15 protein-coding genes are annotated in these 17,673 nt (G+C 55.0%); 11 read left to right on the forward strand and 4 right to left on the reverse strand.

Annotated features, from left to right (window positions below):
• The first annotated feature begins 72 nt into the window (after positions 1–72).
• From hycB to hycI, 8 genes are read left to right on the forward strand one after another with little or no spacing between them, the layout of a single operon-like run.
• Positions 73–684 carry a formate hydrogenlyase subunit HycB gene (gene hycB, locus ACJHXA_RS15955; RefSeq protein ID WP_001079181.1) on the forward strand — a complete coding sequence of 204 codons (612 nt, stop codon included), beginning with the start codon at positions 73–75 and terminating at the stop codon, positions 682–684.
• Entirely contained in the window at positions 681–2,507 is a 1,827-nt protein-coding gene (gene hycC / locus ACJHXA_RS15960; protein ID WP_001274407.1) for a formate hydrogenlyase subunit 3, read from the forward strand. Before hycB ends, hycC begins: the two co-directional genes overlap by 4 nt.
• Positions 2,508–2,509: 2 nt before the next feature.
• The gene (gene hycD, locus ACJHXA_RS15965; protein ID WP_000115199.1) at positions 2,510–3,433 is read left to right on the forward strand and encodes a formate hydrogenlyase subunit HycD; all 924 of its coding nucleotides are present in this window, start codon (positions 2,510–2,512) and stop codon (positions 3,431–3,433) included.
• Positions 3,434–3,450: 17 nt separating this feature from the next.
• Positions 3,451–5,160 carry a formate hydrogenlyase subunit HycE gene (hycE, locus tag ACJHXA_RS15970; protein WP_001288134.1) on the forward strand — a complete coding sequence of 570 codons (1,710 nt, stop codon included), beginning with the start codon at positions 3,451–3,453 and terminating at the stop codon, positions 5,158–5,160.
• Positions 5,161–5,169: 9 nt separating this feature from the next.
• Positions 5,170–5,712 carry a formate hydrogenlyase subunit HycF gene (gene hycF / locus ACJHXA_RS15975; protein WP_000493792.1) on the forward strand — a complete coding sequence of 181 codons (543 nt, stop codon included), beginning with the start codon at positions 5,170–5,172 and terminating at the stop codon, positions 5,710–5,712.
• Positions 5,712–6,479 (forward strand): formate hydrogenlyase subunit HycG, encoded by a 768-nt coding sequence (gene hycG / locus ACJHXA_RS15980; protein WP_000067386.1) that lies wholly within the window; start codon positions 5,712–5,714, stop codon positions 6,477–6,479. The genes hycF and hycG overlap by 1 nt, the downstream gene beginning before the upstream one ends.
• Positions 6,476–6,886, forward strand: a complete 411-nt coding sequence (gene hycH, locus ACJHXA_RS15985) for a formate hydrogenlyase assembly protein HycH (RefSeq protein WP_001291921.1) — start codon at positions 6,476–6,478, stop codon at positions 6,884–6,886. Before hycG ends, hycH begins: the two co-directional genes overlap by 4 nt.
• Complete coding sequence (gene hycI / locus ACJHXA_RS15990) at positions 6,879–7,349, forward strand: hydrogenase maturation peptidase HycI (protein WP_000132961.1); 471 nt, start codon at positions 6,879–6,881, stop codon at positions 7,347–7,349. The genes hycH and hycI overlap by 8 nt, the downstream gene beginning before the upstream one ends.
• A gap of 158 nt (positions 7,350–7,507) precedes the next feature.
• Here hycI and ascB read toward each other — a convergent pair whose 3' ends face one another.
• Both ascB and ascF read right to left on the reverse strand, forming a co-directional pair.
• On the reverse strand, positions 7,508–8,932 hold the full coding sequence (gene ascB, locus ACJHXA_RS15995; RefSeq protein WP_000110312.1) for a 6-phospho-beta-glucosidase AscB: 1,425 nt from the start codon (positions 8,930–8,932) through the stop codon (positions 7,508–7,510).
• Between the two features lie 8 nt (positions 8,933–8,940).
• Complete coding sequence (ascF, locus tag ACJHXA_RS16000; RefSeq protein WP_001107856.1) at positions 8,941–10,398, reverse strand: PTS cellobiose/arbutin/salicin transporter subunit IIBC; 1,458 nt, start codon at positions 10,396–10,398, stop codon at positions 8,941–8,943.
• Positions 10,399–10,657: 259 nt separating this feature from the next.
• On the opposite strand from ascF, the gene ascG reads away from it, so the two are divergent.
• The 3 genes from ascG (at position 10,658) to hypF (ending at position 14,749) form a co-directional block, all read left to right on the forward strand.
• Positions 10,658–11,668 (forward strand): DNA-binding transcriptional regulator AscG, encoded by a 1,011-nt coding sequence (gene ascG / locus ACJHXA_RS16005; RefSeq protein ID WP_001374632.1) that lies wholly within the window; start codon positions 10,658–10,660, stop codon positions 11,666–11,668.
• A 148-nt stretch (positions 11,669–11,816) separates the two neighbouring features.
• Entirely contained in the window at positions 11,817–12,344 is a 528-nt protein-coding gene (gene hydN / locus ACJHXA_RS16010; protein ID WP_001078777.1) for an electron transport protein HydN, read from the forward strand.
• 152 nt (positions 12,345–12,496) lie between these two features.
• Positions 12,497–14,749, forward strand: a complete 2,253-nt coding sequence (hypF, locus tag ACJHXA_RS16015) for a carbamoyltransferase HypF (protein ID WP_001107654.1) — start codon at positions 12,497–12,499, stop codon at positions 14,747–14,749.
• Between the two features lie 225 nt (positions 14,750–14,974).
• On the opposite strand, the gene norW is transcribed toward hypF, so the two are convergent.
• Positions 14,975–16,108, reverse strand: coding sequence for an NADH:flavorubredoxin reductase NorW (gene norW / locus ACJHXA_RS16020; protein WP_000064748.1), 1,134 nt, complete (start codon positions 16,106–16,108; stop codon positions 14,975–14,977).
• Positions 16,105–17,544 carry an anaerobic nitric oxide reductase flavorubredoxin gene (gene norV, locus ACJHXA_RS16025; RefSeq protein ID WP_000029622.1) on the reverse strand — a complete coding sequence of 480 codons (1,440 nt, stop codon included), beginning with the start codon at positions 17,542–17,544 and terminating at the stop codon, positions 16,105–16,107. Before norV ends, norW begins: the two co-directional genes overlap by 4 nt.
• Between the last annotated feature and the right edge of the window lie 129 nt (positions 17,545–17,673).

Here is a 17,673-nt window from a genome sequence, read left to right on the forward strand (position 1 = left end):
TCGATGAGTGTCGAAAATGACATTTCATCGGCATGTTTTCGTCAAAAATGACAATCACCTGAGGAATGCCTGGTGAATCGTTTTGTAATTGCTGACTCCACGCTCTGTATCGGCTGCCACACTTGTGAGGCCGCCTGTTCAGAGACGCATCGCCAGCACGGCCTGCAATCAATGCCGCGCCTGAGAGTGATGCTGAATGAAAAAGAATCTGCGCCGCAGCTCTGTCACCACTGTGAAGATGCACCCTGCGCGGTGGTCTGCCCGGTTAACGCCATCACCCGCGTTGATGGGGCCGTGCAGTTGAATGAAAGCCTGTGCGTAAGCTGCAAGCTGTGCGGCATCGCCTGCCCGTTTGGCGCAATTGAATTTTCCGGCAGCCGTCCGCTGGATATTCCTGCAAATGCCAATACCCCGAAAGCGCCACCGGCACCGCCTGCTCCGGCGCGTATCAGTACGCTGCTTGACTGGGTGCCGGGTATTCGCGCGATCGCCGTCAAATGTGACCTTTGTAGCTTTGATGAACAAGGTCCGGCCTGCGTGCGGATGTGCCCGACCAAAGCCCTGCATCTGGTGGATAACACCGATATCGCCCGCGTTAGCAAACGTAAGCGTGAGCTGACCTTTAACACGGACTTTGGCGATCTCACCTTGTTTCAGCAGGCTCAAAGTGGAGAGGCTAAATGAGCGCAATTTCCCTGATCAATAGCGGCGTGGCGTGGTTTGTCGCCGCCGCTGTTCTGGCATTTCTCTTTTCTTTTCAAAAGGCGCTAAGCGGCTGGATAGCCGGAATTGGCGGCGCGGTTGGTAGCCTGTATACGGCAGCCGCGGGCTTTACTGTGCTGACTGGCGCGGTTGGCGTGAGCGGTGCGCTGTCGCTGGTAAGCTACGATGTGCAAATCTCTCCGCTTAACGCGATTTGGCTGATTACGCTCGGTCTGTGCGGTCTGTTTGTCAGCCTCTACAACATTGACTGGCATCGCCACGCGCAGGTGAAGTGCAACGGCTTGCAGATCAATATGTTGATGGCTGCCGCCGTCTGCGCCGTCATCGCCAGCAACCTCGGCATGTTCGTGGTAATGGCTGAAGTCATGGCCTTGTGTGCGGTGTTCCTTACCAGCAACAGCAAAGAGGGCAAACTGTGGTTTGCGCTGGGGCGTCTTGGCACTCTGCTGCTGGCGATTGCTTGCTGGCTGCTGTGGCAGCGTTATGGCACGCTGGATCTGCGCCTGCTGGATATGCGTATGCAACAGCTGCCGCTCGGTTCCGATATCTGGCTGCTCGGTGTGATTGGCTTTGGCCTGCTGGCCGGGATTATTCCGCTGCACGGCTGGGTGCCGCAGGCACATGCTAACGCCTCTGCGCCAGCTGCCGCGTTGTTTTCTACGGTAGTCATGAAAATTGGCCTGCTGGGCATGTTAACCCTGTCACTGCTTGGCGGTAATGCACCGCTGTGGTGGGGGATCGCGCTGCTGGTGCTCGGCATGATCACCGCGTTCGTCGGTGGTCTGTATGCGTTGATGGAACACAACATCCAGCGCCTGCTGGCTTACCACACCCTGGAAAATATCGGCATTATTCTGCTGGGGCTGGGCGCTGGCGTAACGGGTATCGCGCTCGAACAACCGGCACTGATTGCTCTTGGCCTGGTCGGTGGTCTGTACCATCTGCTTAACCATAGCCTGTTCAAAAGCGTACTGTTCCTCGGAGCGGGGAGCGTCTGGTTCCGTACCGGTCATCGCGATATCGAAAAACTCGGTGGTATCGGCAAGAAAATGCCGGTTATCTCCATCGCCATGTTAGTCGGGTTAATGGCAATGGCTGCGCTGCCGCCGCTGAACGGGTTTGCCGGGGAATGGGTTATCTATCAATCCTTCTTCAAACTGAGCAATAGCGGCGCGTTTGTTGCCCGTCTGCTGGGGCCGCTGCTCGCTGTGGGTCTGGCAATTACCGGTGCGCTGGCGGTGATGTGTATGGCGAAAGTCTATGGCGTCACGTTCCTCGGCGCGCCGCGTACCAAAGAAGCCGAAAACGCCACCTGTGCGCCGCTCCTGATGAGCGTAAGCGTAGTGGCACTGGCGATTTGCTGCGTAATTGGCGGTGTTGCTGCGCCGTGGCTGCTGCCGATGCTCTCTGCTGCTGTACCTCTGCCTCTGGAGCCTGCTAACACCACCGTTTCTCAACCAATGATCACATTGCTGCTGATTGCCTGCCCGCTGCTGCCATTCATCATTATGGCGATTTGCAAAGGCGACCGCCTGCCGTCACGTTCCCGCGGTGCGGCCTGGGTGTGCGGCTACGACCATGAAAAATCAATGGTGATTACCGCTCACGGTTTTGCCATGCCGGTGAAACAGGCGTTTGCGCCAGTGCTGAAACTGCGCAAATGGCTGAATCCGGTGTCGCTGGTGCCGGGCTGGCAGTGCGAAGGTAGTGCGTTGCTGTTCCGCCGGATGGCGCTGGTTGAACTGGCGGTACTGGTGGTGATTATTGTTTCACGAGGAGCCTGAGAATGAGTGTTTTATATCCGTTAATTCAGGCGCTGGTGTTATTTGCCGTTGCGCCGCTGCTCTCCGGTATTACCCGCGTGGCGCGCGCCCGTCTGCATAACCGTCGTGGGCCGGGTGTGTTGCAGGAGTATCGTGACATTTTCAAACTGCTGGGCCGCCAGAGCGTTGGCCCGGATGCCTCCGGCTGGGTGTTCCGCCTGACGCCGTATGTGATGGTGGGCGTCATGCTGACTATCGCTACTGCGCTGCCGGTGGTGACCGTCGGTTCTCCGCTGCCGCAACTGGGTGATTTAATCACCTTACTGTATCTCTTTGCCATCGCGCGTTTCTTCTTTGCCATTTCTGGTCTGGATACCGGTAGCCCGTTTACCGCTATCGGCGCGAGCCGTGAAGCGATGCTTGGCGTGCTGGTCGAACCGATGCTGCTGCTTGGTCTGTGGGTTGCCGCACAGGTTGCCGGTTCCACCAACATCAGCAACATCACCGACACCGTTTATCACTGGCCGCTGAGCCAGAGCATCCCGCTGGTACTGGCGCTTTGTGCCTGTGCGTTCGCCACCTTTATCGAAATGGGCAAACTGCCGTTCGACCTGGCGGAAGCCGAGCAGGAGCTGCAGGAAGGCCCGCTCTCTGAATACAGCGGCAGCGGCTTTGGCGTCATGAAATGGGGTATCAGCCTGAAACAGCTGGTGGTGCTGCAGATGTTCGTCGGCGTATTTATCCCGTGGGGACAGATGGAAACCTTCACCGCCGGTGGGCTGCTGCTGGCGCTGGTGATTGCCATCGTCAAACTGGTCGTCGGCGTCCTGGTTATCGCGCTGTTCGAAAACAGCATGGCCCGTCTGCGTCTTGATATTACTCCGCGCATTACCTGGGCTGGGTTTGGCTTTGCATTTTTAGCGTTCGTCTCCTTGCTGGCGGCGTGATTAAAGAGAGTTTGAGCATGTCTGAAGAAAAATTAGGTCAACATTATCTCGCCGCGCTGAATGAGGCATTTCCGGGCGTCGTGCTGGACCACGCCTGGCAGACCAAAGATCAGCTGACCGTGACCGTGAAGGTGAACTACCTGCCGGAAGTGGTGGAGTTTCTCTACTACAAGCAGGGTGGCTGGCTGTCGGTGCTGTTTGGTAACGACGAACGCAAACTGAATGGTCATTACGCCGTTTATTACGTGCTGTCGATGGAGAAGGGCACCAAGTGTTGGGTAACGGTTCGCGTCGAAGTTGACGCCAACAAACCGGAGTATCCGTCCGTGACGCCGCGCGTTCCGGCGGCGGTGTGGGGCGAGCGCGAAGTGCGCGATATGTACGGTTTGATTCCGGTTGGTCTGCCGGATGAACGTCGTCTGGTGCTGCCGGATGACTGGCCGGATGAACTTTATCCGCTGCGTAAAGACAGCATGGATTATCGTCAGCGTCCGGCACCGACTACCGATGCTGAAACCTACGAGTTCATCAATGAACTGGGCGACAAGAAAAACAACGTCGTGCCGATTGGTCCGCTGCACGTCACTTCTGACGAACCGGGGCACTTCCGTCTGTTCGTCGATGGCGAAAACATTATCGACGCCGACTACCGCCTGTTCTACGTCCATCGCGGCATGGAAAAACTGGCGGAAACCCGTATGGGTTACAACGAAGTGACCTTCCTCTCTGACCGTGTGTGCGGGATCTGCGGCTTTGCTCACAGCACCGCCTACACCACGTCGGTGGAAAACGCGATGGGTATTCAGGTGCCAGAACGTGCGCAGATGATCCGCGCCATTCTGCTGGAGGTGGAACGCCTGCACTCGCATCTGCTCAACCTCGGCCTGGCCTGTCACTTTACCGGCTTCGACTCCGGCTTTATGCAGTTCTTCCGCGTGCGTGAAACCTCCATGAAAATGGCAGAGATCCTTACCGGTGCGCGTAAAACCTACGGCCTGAACCTGATCGGCGGGATTCGTCGCGATCTGCTGAAAGATGACATGATCCAGACCCGCCAGCTGGCGCAACAGATGCGTCGTGAAGTGCAGGAGCTGGTGGATGTGCTGCTGAGTACGCCGAACATGGAACAGCGCACCGTCGGCATTGGTCGTCTGGACCCGGAAATTGCCCGCGACTTCAGTAACGTTGGCCCGATGGTCCGTGCCAGCGGTCACGCTCGCGATACCCGCGCCGATCACCCGTTTGTTGGTTATGGCCTGCTGCCGATGGAAGTGCACAGCGAGCAGGGCTGCGACGTTATTTCCCGTCTGAAAGTGCGTATCAATGAAGTCTATACCGCGCTGAACATGATCGACTACGGTCTGGATAACCTGCCGGGCGGCCCGCTGATGGTGGAAGGCTTTACCTACATTCCGCACCGTTTCGCGCTGGGCTTTGCCGAAGCGCCGCGCGGCGACGATATCCACTGGAGCATGACCGGCGACAACCAGAAGCTGTACCGCTGGCGCTGCCGTGCCGCGACCTACGCGAACTGGCCGACCCTGCGCTACATGCTGCGCGGCAACACCGTTTCCGATGCGCCGCTGATTATCGGTAGCCTGGACCCTTGCTACTCCTGTACCGACCGCATGACCGTGGTCGATGTGCGTAAGAAGAAGAGCAAAGTGGTGCCGTACAAAGAACTCGAGCGTTACAGCATTGAGCGTAAAAACTCGCCGCTGAAATAAGGAATCGCCATGTTTACCTTTATCAAAAAAGTCATCAAAACCGGCACGGCGACCTCGTCTTATCCGCTGGAGCCGATTGCGGTTGATAAAAACTTCCGTGGTAAGCCAGAGCAGAACCCGCAGCAGTGCATCGGCTGCGCGGCCTGCGTCAATGCCTGCCCGTCAAACGCCTTAACGGTTGAAACTGACCTCGCCACAGGAGAGCTTGCGTGGGAGTTTAATCTCGGGCGCTGCATCTTCTGTGGACGCTGCGAAGAAGTCTGCCCGACGGCAGCGATCAAACTGTCGCAAGAGTACGAACTGGCGGTGTGGAAGAAAGAAGATTTCCTGCAACAGTCCCGTTTTGTGCTGTGCAGCTGTCGCGTCTGCAATCGTCCTTTCGCCGTCCAGAAAGAGATCGACTACGCCATTGCGCTGCTTAAGCACAATGGTGACAGCCGCGCGGAAAACCACCGCGAAAGCTTTGAGACTTGCCCGGAATGTAAGCGCCAGAAATGCCTGGTGCCGTCCGACCGTATTGAACTGACTCGCCATATGAAAGAGGCCATCTGATGAGCAATTTATTAGGCCCCCGTGACGCCAACGGCATTCCGGTCCCGATGACGGTGGATGAATCCATCGCCAGCATGAAGGCGTCGTTACTGAAAAAAATCAAACGTTCTGCCTACGTTTACCGCGTGGACTGCGGCGGCTGCAACGGCTGCGAAATCGAAATTTTCGCCACTTTATCGCCGCTGTTTGATGCAGAACGCTTCGGCATTAAAGTCGTTCCTTCACCGCGTCATGCGGATATTTTACTGTTTACCGGCGCGGTCACCCGTGCAATGCGATCCCCTGCGCTGCGTGCGTGGCAGTCCGCGCCGGACCCGAAAATTTGTATCTCCTACGGTGCCTGCGGTAACAGCGGTGGTATTTTCCACGATCTCTACTGCGTGTGGGGCGGTACGGATAAAATCATCCCGGTAGATGTCTACATTCCGGGTTGCCCGCCAACGCCTGCCGCCACGCTGTACGGCTTTGCAATGGCGCTCGGCCTGCTGGAGCAGAAAATTCACGCCCGTGGCCCGGGTGAGCAGGATGAACAACCGGCGGAAATCCTGCATGGCGATATGGTGCAGCCGCTGCGTGTGAAAGTGGATCGCGAAGCACGCCGCCTGGCAGGTTATCGTTACGGTCGTCAGATTGCCGATGACTTCCTGACACAGTTAGGGCAGGGCGAAGAACAGGTTGCACGCTGGCTGGAAGCGGAAAACGATCCGCGTCTGAACGAGATTGTCAGCCATCTGAATCATGTTGTAGAAGAGGCGCGTATCCGATGAGTGAAAAGGTGGTGTTCAGTCAACTGAGCCGTAAATTTATTGATGAGAACGATGCCACGCCCGCCGAGGCGCAGCAGGTGGTCTATTACAGCCTGGCGATTGGTCACCACCTTGGGGTTATCGATTGCCTGGAAGCGGCGCTCACCTGCCCGTGGGATGAATATCTGGCATGGATTGCCACTCTGGAGGCGGGCAGCGAAGCCCGCCGCAAAATGGAAGGCGTGCCGAAATATGGTGAGATCGTCATCGACATTAACCATGTGCCGATGCTGGCCAACGCATTCGATAAAGCCCGGGCAGCGCAAACTTCGCAGCAGCAGGAATGGAGTACAATGCTGCTAAGTATGCTGCATGATATTCATCAGGAAAACGCCATCTATTTGATGGTGAGGAGACTGCGTGACTGACGTTTTACTCTGTGTTGGCAATAGCATGATGGGCGATGATGGCGCTGGCCCGCTGCTGGCGGAAAAGTGCGCCGCCGCGCCGAAAGGTAACTGGGTGGTGATTGATGGCGGTAGTGCACCGGAAAACGACATCGTCGCCATCCGTGAACTGCGCCCTACGCGGTTACTGATTGTTGACGCTACTGATATGGGGCTAAACCCCGGCGAAATCCGCATCATCGACCCGGATGATATCGCCGAGATGTTTATGATGACTACCCATAACATGCCGTTGAACTACCTTATCGACCAGTTGAAAGAAGACATTGGCGAAGTGATTTTCCTCGGCATCCAGCCGGATATCGTCGGCTTTTACTACCCGATGACTCAGCCGATTAAAGATGCGGTAGAAACCGTTTATCAACGACTGGAAGGCTGGGAAGGGAATGGCGGCTTCGCGCAGTTAGCGGTGGAAGAAGAGTAGTTTTTCATTAAGGAATCAGGACAGGGATGTTCTTGATGGGGTGAACCAGCTCTGATGCCAAATGCTAAATTGCCCGATGCGCTGCGCTTATCGGGCCTTCATGGTTCGTGCGACATGTAGGCCGGATAAGGCGTTCACGCCGCATCCGGCACTGTTACCTACTCTAAATCTTCCCCATTACTGGCAATCACTTTTTTATACCACCAGAATGATTTCTTACGCGTGCGCGTCAGCGTACCGTTGCCTGCGTCGTCACGGTCAACAAAGACAAAGCCGTAGCGTTTGCTCATTTCACCCGTAGAGGCGGAAACTAAATCAATACAGCCCCATGTGGTGTAGCCCATCAGCGGAATGCCATCTGCAATCGCTTCGCCCATTGCGCGGATATGTTCGCGTAAATAGCTGATGCGATAGTCATCGTTAATCTCGCCATTGGCAGCAAGTTCATCTTTTGCGCCGAGGCCGTTTTCCACCAGAAACAGCGGCTTCTGATAACGGTCGTACATCATGTTCATGGTGATACGCAGACCGAGTGGATCAATACCCCAGCCCCAGTCGCTCACTTGCAGATACGGGTTACGCAGCGATTTCACTACGTTCGCCGCACTGCTATTGTTGGCGTTCATCTCCGCCGAGGCGCAGCGCGAGGCGTAATAGCTGAAAGAGACAAAATCGACGGTGTTTTTCAGGATTTCATCATCGCCCGGTGCTTTGTCGATGGTTACCCCTTTTTCGCGGAATACGCGGGCAGAGTAAGCCGGATACGCGCCCCGCGCCTGCACATCGATAAAAAACAGGTTTTCCCGGTCTTTCTCCAGCGCCGCCCAGACATCTTCCGGCTTGCAACTGTAAGGGTAGAAGTTACCGCCCGCCAGCATACAGCCCACCTGATTTTGCGGGTTAACCTCATGGGCGATTTTGGTGGCTAGCGCACTGGCAACCAGCTGGTGATGCGCGGCCTGATATTTCACCTGATCCTGATTTTCACCTTCTTCAAACACCAGACCCGCGCCGGAGAACGGGCTATGCAACATAATGTTGATTTCATTGAAGGTAAGCCAGTATTTCACCAGACCATCAAATGCTTCAAAGCAGGTCCGGGCGTAGCGGCTGAAAAACTCCACCAGCTTGCGGTTACGCCAGGAGCCATATTCGGTGACCAGATGCATCGGCACATCGAAGTGGCACAACGTGACCAGCGGTTCGATACCGTACTTTTTACACTCTTCAAAGACAGAACGATAAAAAGCAATGCCCTGCTGATTGGGCGTGATTTCATCGCCCTGCGGAAAGAGACGGCTCCAGGCAATTGAGGTACGGAAAACCTTGAATCCCATCTCTGCCATCAGGGCGATATCTTCTTTATAACGATGATAAAAATCCGTCGCCTCATGGCTGGGATAAAACTCGTCATCGCGCAACTGAAAACGTTTTTCCAGCCCCAGTTTCACCGCCATTCGATGCTCGCCGTGTGGGATCATATCGACAGTGGTCAGCCCTTTGCCACCTTCACGGAACGCACCTTCAGACTGGTTGGCGGCAAGCGCGCCGCCCCATAAAAAACCTTCTGGAAATACTGACATTTTCATCCTCAATTAAGACTTACTTCTTTGGCGACGGTCGGTTGTACGCTCTGATGCTTTCGCGCCTCGGCAGTCGCTTCCTCAACAGGAATATCCTCGAAGCCGAGCAACAGTGTGAGGATAAACGACAGCATGACCGCCAGCGCCATGACCGCGAACACCCAGACGATGCTCATTGGATTCGCCGGATCGAAGAACTGCACGCTGGTAAATAGCCCCGGCGCTGCCATTGAGTGGCTGGCAAGCCCCGCCATACCGGCAACCGCGCCGCAAATAAAGCCGCTGATAAGACTGGCGATAAGCGGACGTTTCAGGCGGATCGCCACGCCGTATAACGCCGGTTCGGAAATCCCCGCCATAATGGCTGATGCCGCCGCAGCCAGCGCCGTCTGGCGCAGTTCCGGGTTTTTCGTTTTCCACGCCACCGCCAGTGATGAACCGCCCAGCGACAGGTTAGCGCCGATCTCTGACGGCATGACCATCCCTTCTTTGCCGGTTTCGGCAATGGTCTGAATGATGGTTGGCGTAAAGACGCGGTGCATCCCGGTCATTACCAGCAGAGGCCACAGCGCGCCCATAATGGCGACTGAAAGCCAGCCCAGATAACCATGAATGGTGTAAACCAGCGCCGAAATGGCGCTACCGATCCAGATACCAATCGGGCCAATCAGCAGGATTGCCAGCGGTGCGGCAATCAACACAATCAGCATTGGCTTGAGGAAGTTTTTGGTCACCGCCGGTGTAATGCGATCCACCCAGCGTTCGATATATGACAGGCACCAGGTCATCACCAGCGCCGGGATCACTGTGTAGGTGTATTTCACCGCGGTGACCGGAATCAGGGCAAATTCGACATGTTCACCCTGGGCCGCTTTCGCCATCAGTTCAATAAAACTCGGATGTACCAGCACACCCGCGATGGCAATCGCCAGCGACATATTGGTTTTAAATTTGATGGCGGCAGATGCCGCGACCATCAGCGGCAGGAAGAAGAAAGCACCGTCACCAATCACATTCAGAATGGTTAAGGTCGGCGATCCTTTTGTCAGCACGCCGCTCATCTCGAGGATCATCGCCAGCAGTTTGACCATCGATCCGCCGATAATCGCCGGGATCAGCGGTGACATGGTGCCGATCAGCGCATCGAGGATCCCTGCACCAATGCGACGCAGCGTGAGTTTGGGTTTACCCACGGGCTGTGCGGGCTGCATATCTCCCGGCAGCAGGCTGACGACTTCCTGAAAGGCTTGTGAAACGGTATTGCCGATAATCACCTGACACTGGTTGTCACTACGTACCACGCCGAGCACGCCGGGGATGGTTTTTAACGTCGGGCTGTCGATAAGCTGGTCATCTTTGATAACAAAGCGCAAACGCGTCATACAGTGCGTGACCGCCGAGATGTTATCAACGCCGCCCAGTGCCGCTATCACCGAGCGTGCCAGCGCCGCATAATTTTTGGCCATCGGATTTTATCCTGTTATCAGTAGGGTAGATGTAGTTGTTATCAGTCGACGTAACGGAAAAATGCCGATGCTGAAACGGAATTAGGAAACCGGTTTCACAAAATCATGAATAGTTGTCACTAAATAAGCAAGAGAGTTAATTGTTCATTTTTTATATTTGTGAAACCGGTCACCTGAATATTTTTCCCGCCGATTGCGCAAGGACAATCGGCAAACGGTGCAGTACACTGCGTTGATTGCGTGTAAAGGGATGAAAATGATGACGACGATGCTGGAAGTGGCGAAGCGCGCCGGGGTTTCAAAAGCGACCGTTTCCCGCGTGCTTTCAGGTAATGGCTACGTCAGCCAGGAGACTAAAGATCGCGTGTTTCAGGCGGTAGAAGAGAGCGGTTACCGCCCAAATTTGCTGGCCCGCAATCTGTCGGCGAAGAGTACTCAGACGCTGGGGCTGGTAGTGACCAACACGCTTTATCACGGCATTTATTTTAGTGAATTACTGTTTCATGCCGCGCGAATGGCGGAAGAGAAAGGGCGGCAGTTGCTATTGGCAGATGGTAAACACAGCGCCGAAGAAGAGCGCCAGGCGATTCAGTATCTGCTGGATTTGCGCTGCGACGCCATTATGATTTACCCGCGTTTTTTAAGCGTGGATGAGATTGATGACATCATTGACGCGCACAGTCAGCCGATAATGGTGCTTAATCGCCGCCTGCGCAAAAACAGCAGCCATAGCGTCTGGTGCGATCATAAACAGACCAGCTTTAATGCCGTGGCAGAGTTGATAAACGCCGGACATCAGGAGATTGCTTTCCTTACCGGCTCGATGGATTCCCCCACCAGCATTGAACGTCTTGCTGGGTATAAAGACGCGCTGGCGCAGCATGGTATTGCGCTCAATGAAAAACTTATCGCTAACGGTAAATGGACGCCCGCCAGCGGGGCCGAAGGGGTAGAAACGTTGCTCGAACGTGGGGCTAAATTTAGCGCGTTAGTTGCCAGTAACGACGATATGGCGATAGGTGCGATGAAAGCGTTGCACGAGCGCGGCGTAGCGGTGCCAGAGCAGGTGTCAGTTATCGGATTCGATGATATCGCAATTGCCCCCTACACCGTTCCGGCGCTCTCCAGCGTAAAAATTCCGGTAACAGAGATGATTCAGGAAATTATTGGACGGCTGATTTTTATGCTCGATGGCGGGGATTTCTCACCGCCGAAAACCTTCAGCGGAAAACTGATCCGCCGCGACTCACTCATTGCCCTTTCGCGATAAACATTGTCATCACATGTCATCGTCACTAGTGTCGATGACATCTTTTTTCCTGCATTACAGAAATTAATTTCCTTAAATAACAGCAAATTAAAAACTGGCATGATTTGTGAATGTATCGGCGCATTAACTGTCATTGCTGGAGAATTTGATGAACCGTTTCATCATTGCTGACGCGAGTAAATGTATTGGTTGCCGTACCTGTGAAGTGGCGTGCGTGGTTTCTCATCAGGAAAATCAGGACTGTGCATCGCTGACCCCGGAAACCTTTTTACCGCGAATCCATGTCATTAAAGGTGTGAACATTTCCACGGCGACAGTCTGCCGTCAGTGTGAAGATGCACCGTGCGCTAACGTCTGCCCGAATGGTGCTATCAGCCGTGATAAAGGGTTTGTTCATGTGATGCAGGAACGTTGCATTGGTTGCAAAACCTGCGTGGTGGCTTGCCCGTATGGCGCGATGGAAGTGGTGGTACGTCCGGTGATCCGCAACAGCGGCGCGGGGCTGAATGTACGGGCTGACAAAGCTGAAGCCAATAAATGCGACCTGTGCAACCATCGTGAAGACGGCCCGGCGTGTATGGCGGCTTGCCCGACCCATGCGCTAATTTGTGTCGATCGTAATAAACTTGAACAACTGAGCGCAGAAAAACGCCGCCGTACGGCGCTGATGTTCTAAAAATCTTACAGAACTGTTCTGGCATCAAAGGAATTCCCGGAAATATTCGTAGAATACGAAGCGGGCGGTATCGCCGACCTGTGACTGCCGGATGCGACGCTGTCGTGTCCGGCTGGACGGGTTACGCAATTCATGATGGCGGGAATAACTCAATGGCAAAAAACACATCTTGCGGTGTCCAACTGCGTATTCGTGGCAAAGTGCAGGGCGTCGGTTTTCGTCCGTTTGTCTGGCAGCTGGCACAGCAATTAAATCTTCACGGCGATGTCTGTAATGACGGCGATGGCGTAGAAGTCCGGCTGCTGGAAGACCCGGAAACGTTTCTTGTTCAATTGCATCAGCACTGTCCGCCACTGGCGCGTATTGATAGCGTCGAGCGTGAGCCGTTTATCTGGTCACAACTGCCCACCGAGTTCACTATCCGCCAGAGCGCGGGAGGTGCCATGAATACGCAAATTGTCCCGGATGCCGCTACTTGCCCTGCTTGCCTTGCCGAAATGAATACCCCAGGCGAACGGCGTTATCGTTATCCGTTTATCAACTGTACCCACTGCGGCCCGCGTTTCACCATTATTCGCGCCATGCCTTACGACCGCCCGTTTACCGTAATGGCGGAGTTTCCGCTGTGTCCAGCCTGTGATAAAGAGTACCGCGACCCGCTCGATCGTCGCTTCCACGCCCAGCCGGTGGCCTGCCCGGAGTGTGGCCCACATCTTGAATGGGTAAGTCATGGTGAACATGCGGAACAAGAGGCGGCATTACAGGCGGCTATCGCACAGTTAAAAATGGGCAACATTGTCGCCATCAAAGGGATTGGCGGATTTCATCTTGCCTGCGATGCACGTAACAGTACCGCGGTGGCGACACTTCGGGCGCGCAAACATCGCCCGGCGAAACCGCTGGCGGTCATCTTGCCAGTGGCAGAAGGTTTACCAGACGCTGCGCGCCAGTTGCTTACCACGCCCGCCGCGCCGATTGTGCTGGTGGATAAAAAATACGTTCCTGAGCTTTGTGATGATATCGCCCCTGGCCTTAACGAAGTCGGCGTGATGTTGCCTGCGAACCCGCTCCAGCATTTGCTGTTACAGGAACTGCAATGCCCGCTGGTGATGACCTCCGGCAACCTGAGCGGTAAACCACCGGCTATCAGCAACGAACAGGCGCTGGCGGATTTGCAGGGCATTGCCGACGGATTCTTGATACATAACCGCGACATCGTGCAGCGGATGGATGATTCGGTGGTGCGCGAAAGCGGCGAAATGCTGCGCCGTTCGCGGGGGTATGTACCGGACGCACTGGCTTTGCCTCCGGGCTTTAAAAATGTGCCGCCTGTGCTGTGTCTCGGCGCAGATCTGAAAAACACCTTCTGCCTGGTGCGCGGTGAACAAGCAGTGTTGAGTCAGCATCTGGGCGATTTAAGTGACGATGGCATCCAGATGCAGTGGCGCGAAGCGTTACGCCTGATGCAAAACATCTACGATTTCACCCCGCAATACGTTGTGCATGACGCACATCCGGGCTATGTCTCCAGCCAGTGGGCGCGCGAAATGAATCTGCCGACGCAAACGGTGCTGCATCATCATGCCCACGCAGCGGCGTGTCTGGCAGAGCATCAGTGGCCGCTGGATGGCGGTGATGTCATTGCTTTGACGCTCGATGGTATCGGTATGGGGGAGAACGGCGCTTTGTGGGGCGGCGAGTGTCTGCGGGTGAACTATCGCGAATGTGAGCACCTGGGCGGCTTGCCTGCAGTGGCGCTTCCGGGTGGCGATTTGGCGGCGAAGCAGCCGTGGCGAAACCTGCTGGCGCAGTGCCTGCGCTTTGTGCCGGAGTGGCAGAATTATTCTGAAACAGCAAGTGTGCAACAGCAAAACTGGAGCGTGCTGGCGCGGGCCATTGAGCGTGGAATTAACGCGCCGCTGGCGTCATCGTGTGGGCGGTTGTTCGATGCCGTGGCGGCGGCACTGGGCTGTGCGCCAGCCACGTTAAGTTATGAAGGTGAAGCGGCTTGTGCTCTGGAGGCACTCGCAGCTTCGTGCCACGGAGTGACGCATCCGGTGACAATGCCGCTGGTGGACAATCAACTGGATCTCGCCACTTTCTGGCAGCAGTGGCTGAACTGGCAGGCACCGGTTAATCAACGCGCGTGGGCGTTTCATGATGCGCTGGCGCAGGGTTTTGCCGCGTTGATGCGTGAGCAGGCCACGATGCGTGGTATCACTACGCTGGTATTTAGCGGCGGGGTTATTCATAACCGTTTGCTGCGTGCACGTCTGGCGCATTATCTCGCTGATTTCACATTGCTCTTTCCACAGAGTTTACCGGCGGGTGATGGCGGTTTGTCTCTGGGGCAGGGGGTTATTGCTGCGGCGCGTTGGTTAGCGGGTGAAGTCCAGAACGGATAAAACGTGTTGCATTTGGACACCATTGCCGGATGCGGCGTAAACGCCTTATCCGGCCTACACATGCGTCCCCGTAGGTCGGATAAGACGCGCCAGCGTCGCATCCGACATTTTGGGCACAGTAGGTGGATGCGACATGAACGCAGTATGTGACCAACACATGCGCTCCCCGTAGGTTGGATAAGACGCGCCAGCGTCGCATCCGACATTTTAGGCACAGTAGCCCACCTACATCGGCAATGTTTTCAACAATCCAAATGCCTCTTTCATCCGATCCTCACTGACCACAAAGGCGCGAAGCTGGTCAGCATCGTCAACGCCGCGCGCCACCATTCCCTGGCGTTCGGTATTAATTTGCCAGCGTAAATCCTGACGCTGGGTTTCGCCTGCCAGATGCAGCGGTAATTCCGGCGTTTTGATTTTCACCAGCATCGCCGGTAGTTTCAGTGGCGTGTTATTGCCGAGAAGATTTTTTGCCAGCACCATCGCGCTAAGTTGAATCGGCTGGAGGAACGGCAATACCTGACCGTTAATTTCCGCGCAATCGCCCAGCGCGTAAATATCGGCATTACTGGTTTGCAGATAACTATCGACGCAAACGCCGCGATTAATCGTCAGCCCGGCGCGTCGTGCCAGGGCGGTTTCCGGGCGCAGTCCGGTGGCGGCAATTACCGCATCCACTTCGATACTGCGCTGGCGGTCCAGCGTTGCCAGAATGCCAGAATCTGTTTTTTCCAGCCCCTGCAACTGAGATTTCAACAACAGATGAACGCCCATCTCCGTCAACCGATGCTGCAAGCGGCTGCTTACTTCCGGTGGCATTAATGACGCCAGAATACTGGCAGCGTTGTCGATTAGCGTGACCGCTTTGCCTGCACGACAAAAATCCATCGCCAGTTCGCTACCAATCAAACCACCGCCAACAATCAACACGCGTCGGGCATCCCGCAGTTGCGTTTCACAGGCGCGATACTCTTGCTGACTATTTAACGTCAGCATTAACTCACGCCCAGGCACAGGCGGGACAAAGGCACTGGCACCGGTTGCCAGTACTAGCTTGTCGTATTGCCACTGATTATTCTGGCTTTTCACCACACGGGCTTCGGCATCGATATCCGTCACCCAGGTTTGTGGAAACAGGTGCAGATTAAACTGCTCGGCAAATTCACCCGCCGTCTGGCGGGTAAGGTCATCGGCACGTTGCCCCTGACTGATAACATGGCTGAGGTCAGGTTTGTTGTACTCATCCATGCTGTCGGCGGCAATCAGGGTTAATGGAATAGTGGCGTCCTGTTTGCGAATATTTTTCACCAGTTGGCGGGCGGCGAAGCCCGAACCGATGATCACAATGCCGTTACTCATTTTGCCTCCGATGCCAGTTCGTCAAAGACGTCTTTGCCGAGGGAGCATTCCGGGCAGAGGAAGTTATCCGGGACTTCACTCCACGGCGTTCCTGGCGCAACGTCCTGCATTGGCTCGCCTTTTGCCGGATCGTAAATCCACTGGCAGACGCTGCACTGCATCCGTGGGCCGAGGTCAGCCGTCGTGGTGGCAGAGGTTTCTTCTTTAACCACCGTATTCACCGTGCTCTGCGGCAGCGGCGCGAGCGCCCACTGACGGGCGATTTCGCGACCGTGTTCACGACATAACTCCAGAGCGTCCTGGTCTGGTCGCCATTTGGCTTTCAGGCTAAGCGACATTTCGAAACCCGCATCCTGCAGGCGCGTGGAAAGACGATCCACCGCACCGCCGCTCCAGCCGTGAGAGCCGAAAGCACTGGCGCGTTTGTTACGGAAGCGTAAACCAGTCATCTCTTCCACCAGCCCGGCGATTTTCGGCATCATCACGTTATTCATCGTCGAAGTGCCGACCAGCACGCCTTTTGAGCGGAAGACATTAGTCAGGATTTCGTTTTTATCGCTTCGGGCGACGTTGAAAATTTTCACCGCCACGCGTGGGTCGGTTTCCGCAATCCCCTGGGCGATAGCGTCAGCCATCATGCGGGTGTTATTCGACATGGTGTCGTAGAAAATGGTGATTCTGTCTTCCTGATAATCAGCCGCCCATTTCAGGTACAGCTCGACAATTTGCGTCGGGTTATCGCGCCATACCACGCCGTGGGAAGTGGCTATCATATCGACTGGTAAGTTAAAGCCCAGGATCTCGGTAATTTTCGGCGTTACCAGGCGGCTGAACGGCGTCAGGATATTGGCGTAGTAACGCTGGCACTGCTCGAAAAGCTCCGTCTGATCCACTTCATCGTTGAACAGATGCTCGTCGCAGTAGTGCTGACCGAAAGCATCGTTACTGAACAGCACCGCGTCGCCTGTCAGGTAAGTCATCATGCTGTCCGGCCAGTGCAGCATTGGTGTTTCGACAAAAATGAGCTGTTTGCCGTTGCCGATATCCAGCGTGTCGCCAGTTTTCACCACATTAAAATTCCACTCCGGATGATGGTGATGACCATTTATCGAGTCGATAGCGTTGGCAGTACAGTAGATCGGCGTATCGGGAATTTGCGCCATCAGTTCGGTCAGCGCCCCAGCGTGGTCCTCTTCTGCATGGTTAATCACGATGTAATCGATATCCGCCAGATCGATTTCATTACGCAGGTTCTGCACAAATTCGCGGCTGAATTTATGGTCGACGGTGTCGATCAGCACGTTTTTTTCTTCGCGGATGAGGTAGCTGTTGTAACTGCTGCCGCGCAGCGTTTTATATTCCGTGCCGTGAAAATCACGCACTTCCCAGTCACGTTGACCAACCCAATGAATGTTATTTTTCACCACAATAGACATAGCAACCTCAATTTATTCAGCGTGTTCTAAAAAGATGTCTTGCTAATTGCAGATTGCGTGCCAGTTTTTTATCTGATTGTTTTTACTATATAAATAAAAGTATGCTCATTAATGGGTAGTCAAAATGAC

Origin of the sequence: Escherichia sp. WS33, from assembly GCF_046486385.1 — a bacterium.
GTDB lineage: Bacteria > Pseudomonadota > Gammaproteobacteria > Enterobacterales > Enterobacteriaceae > ECMA0423.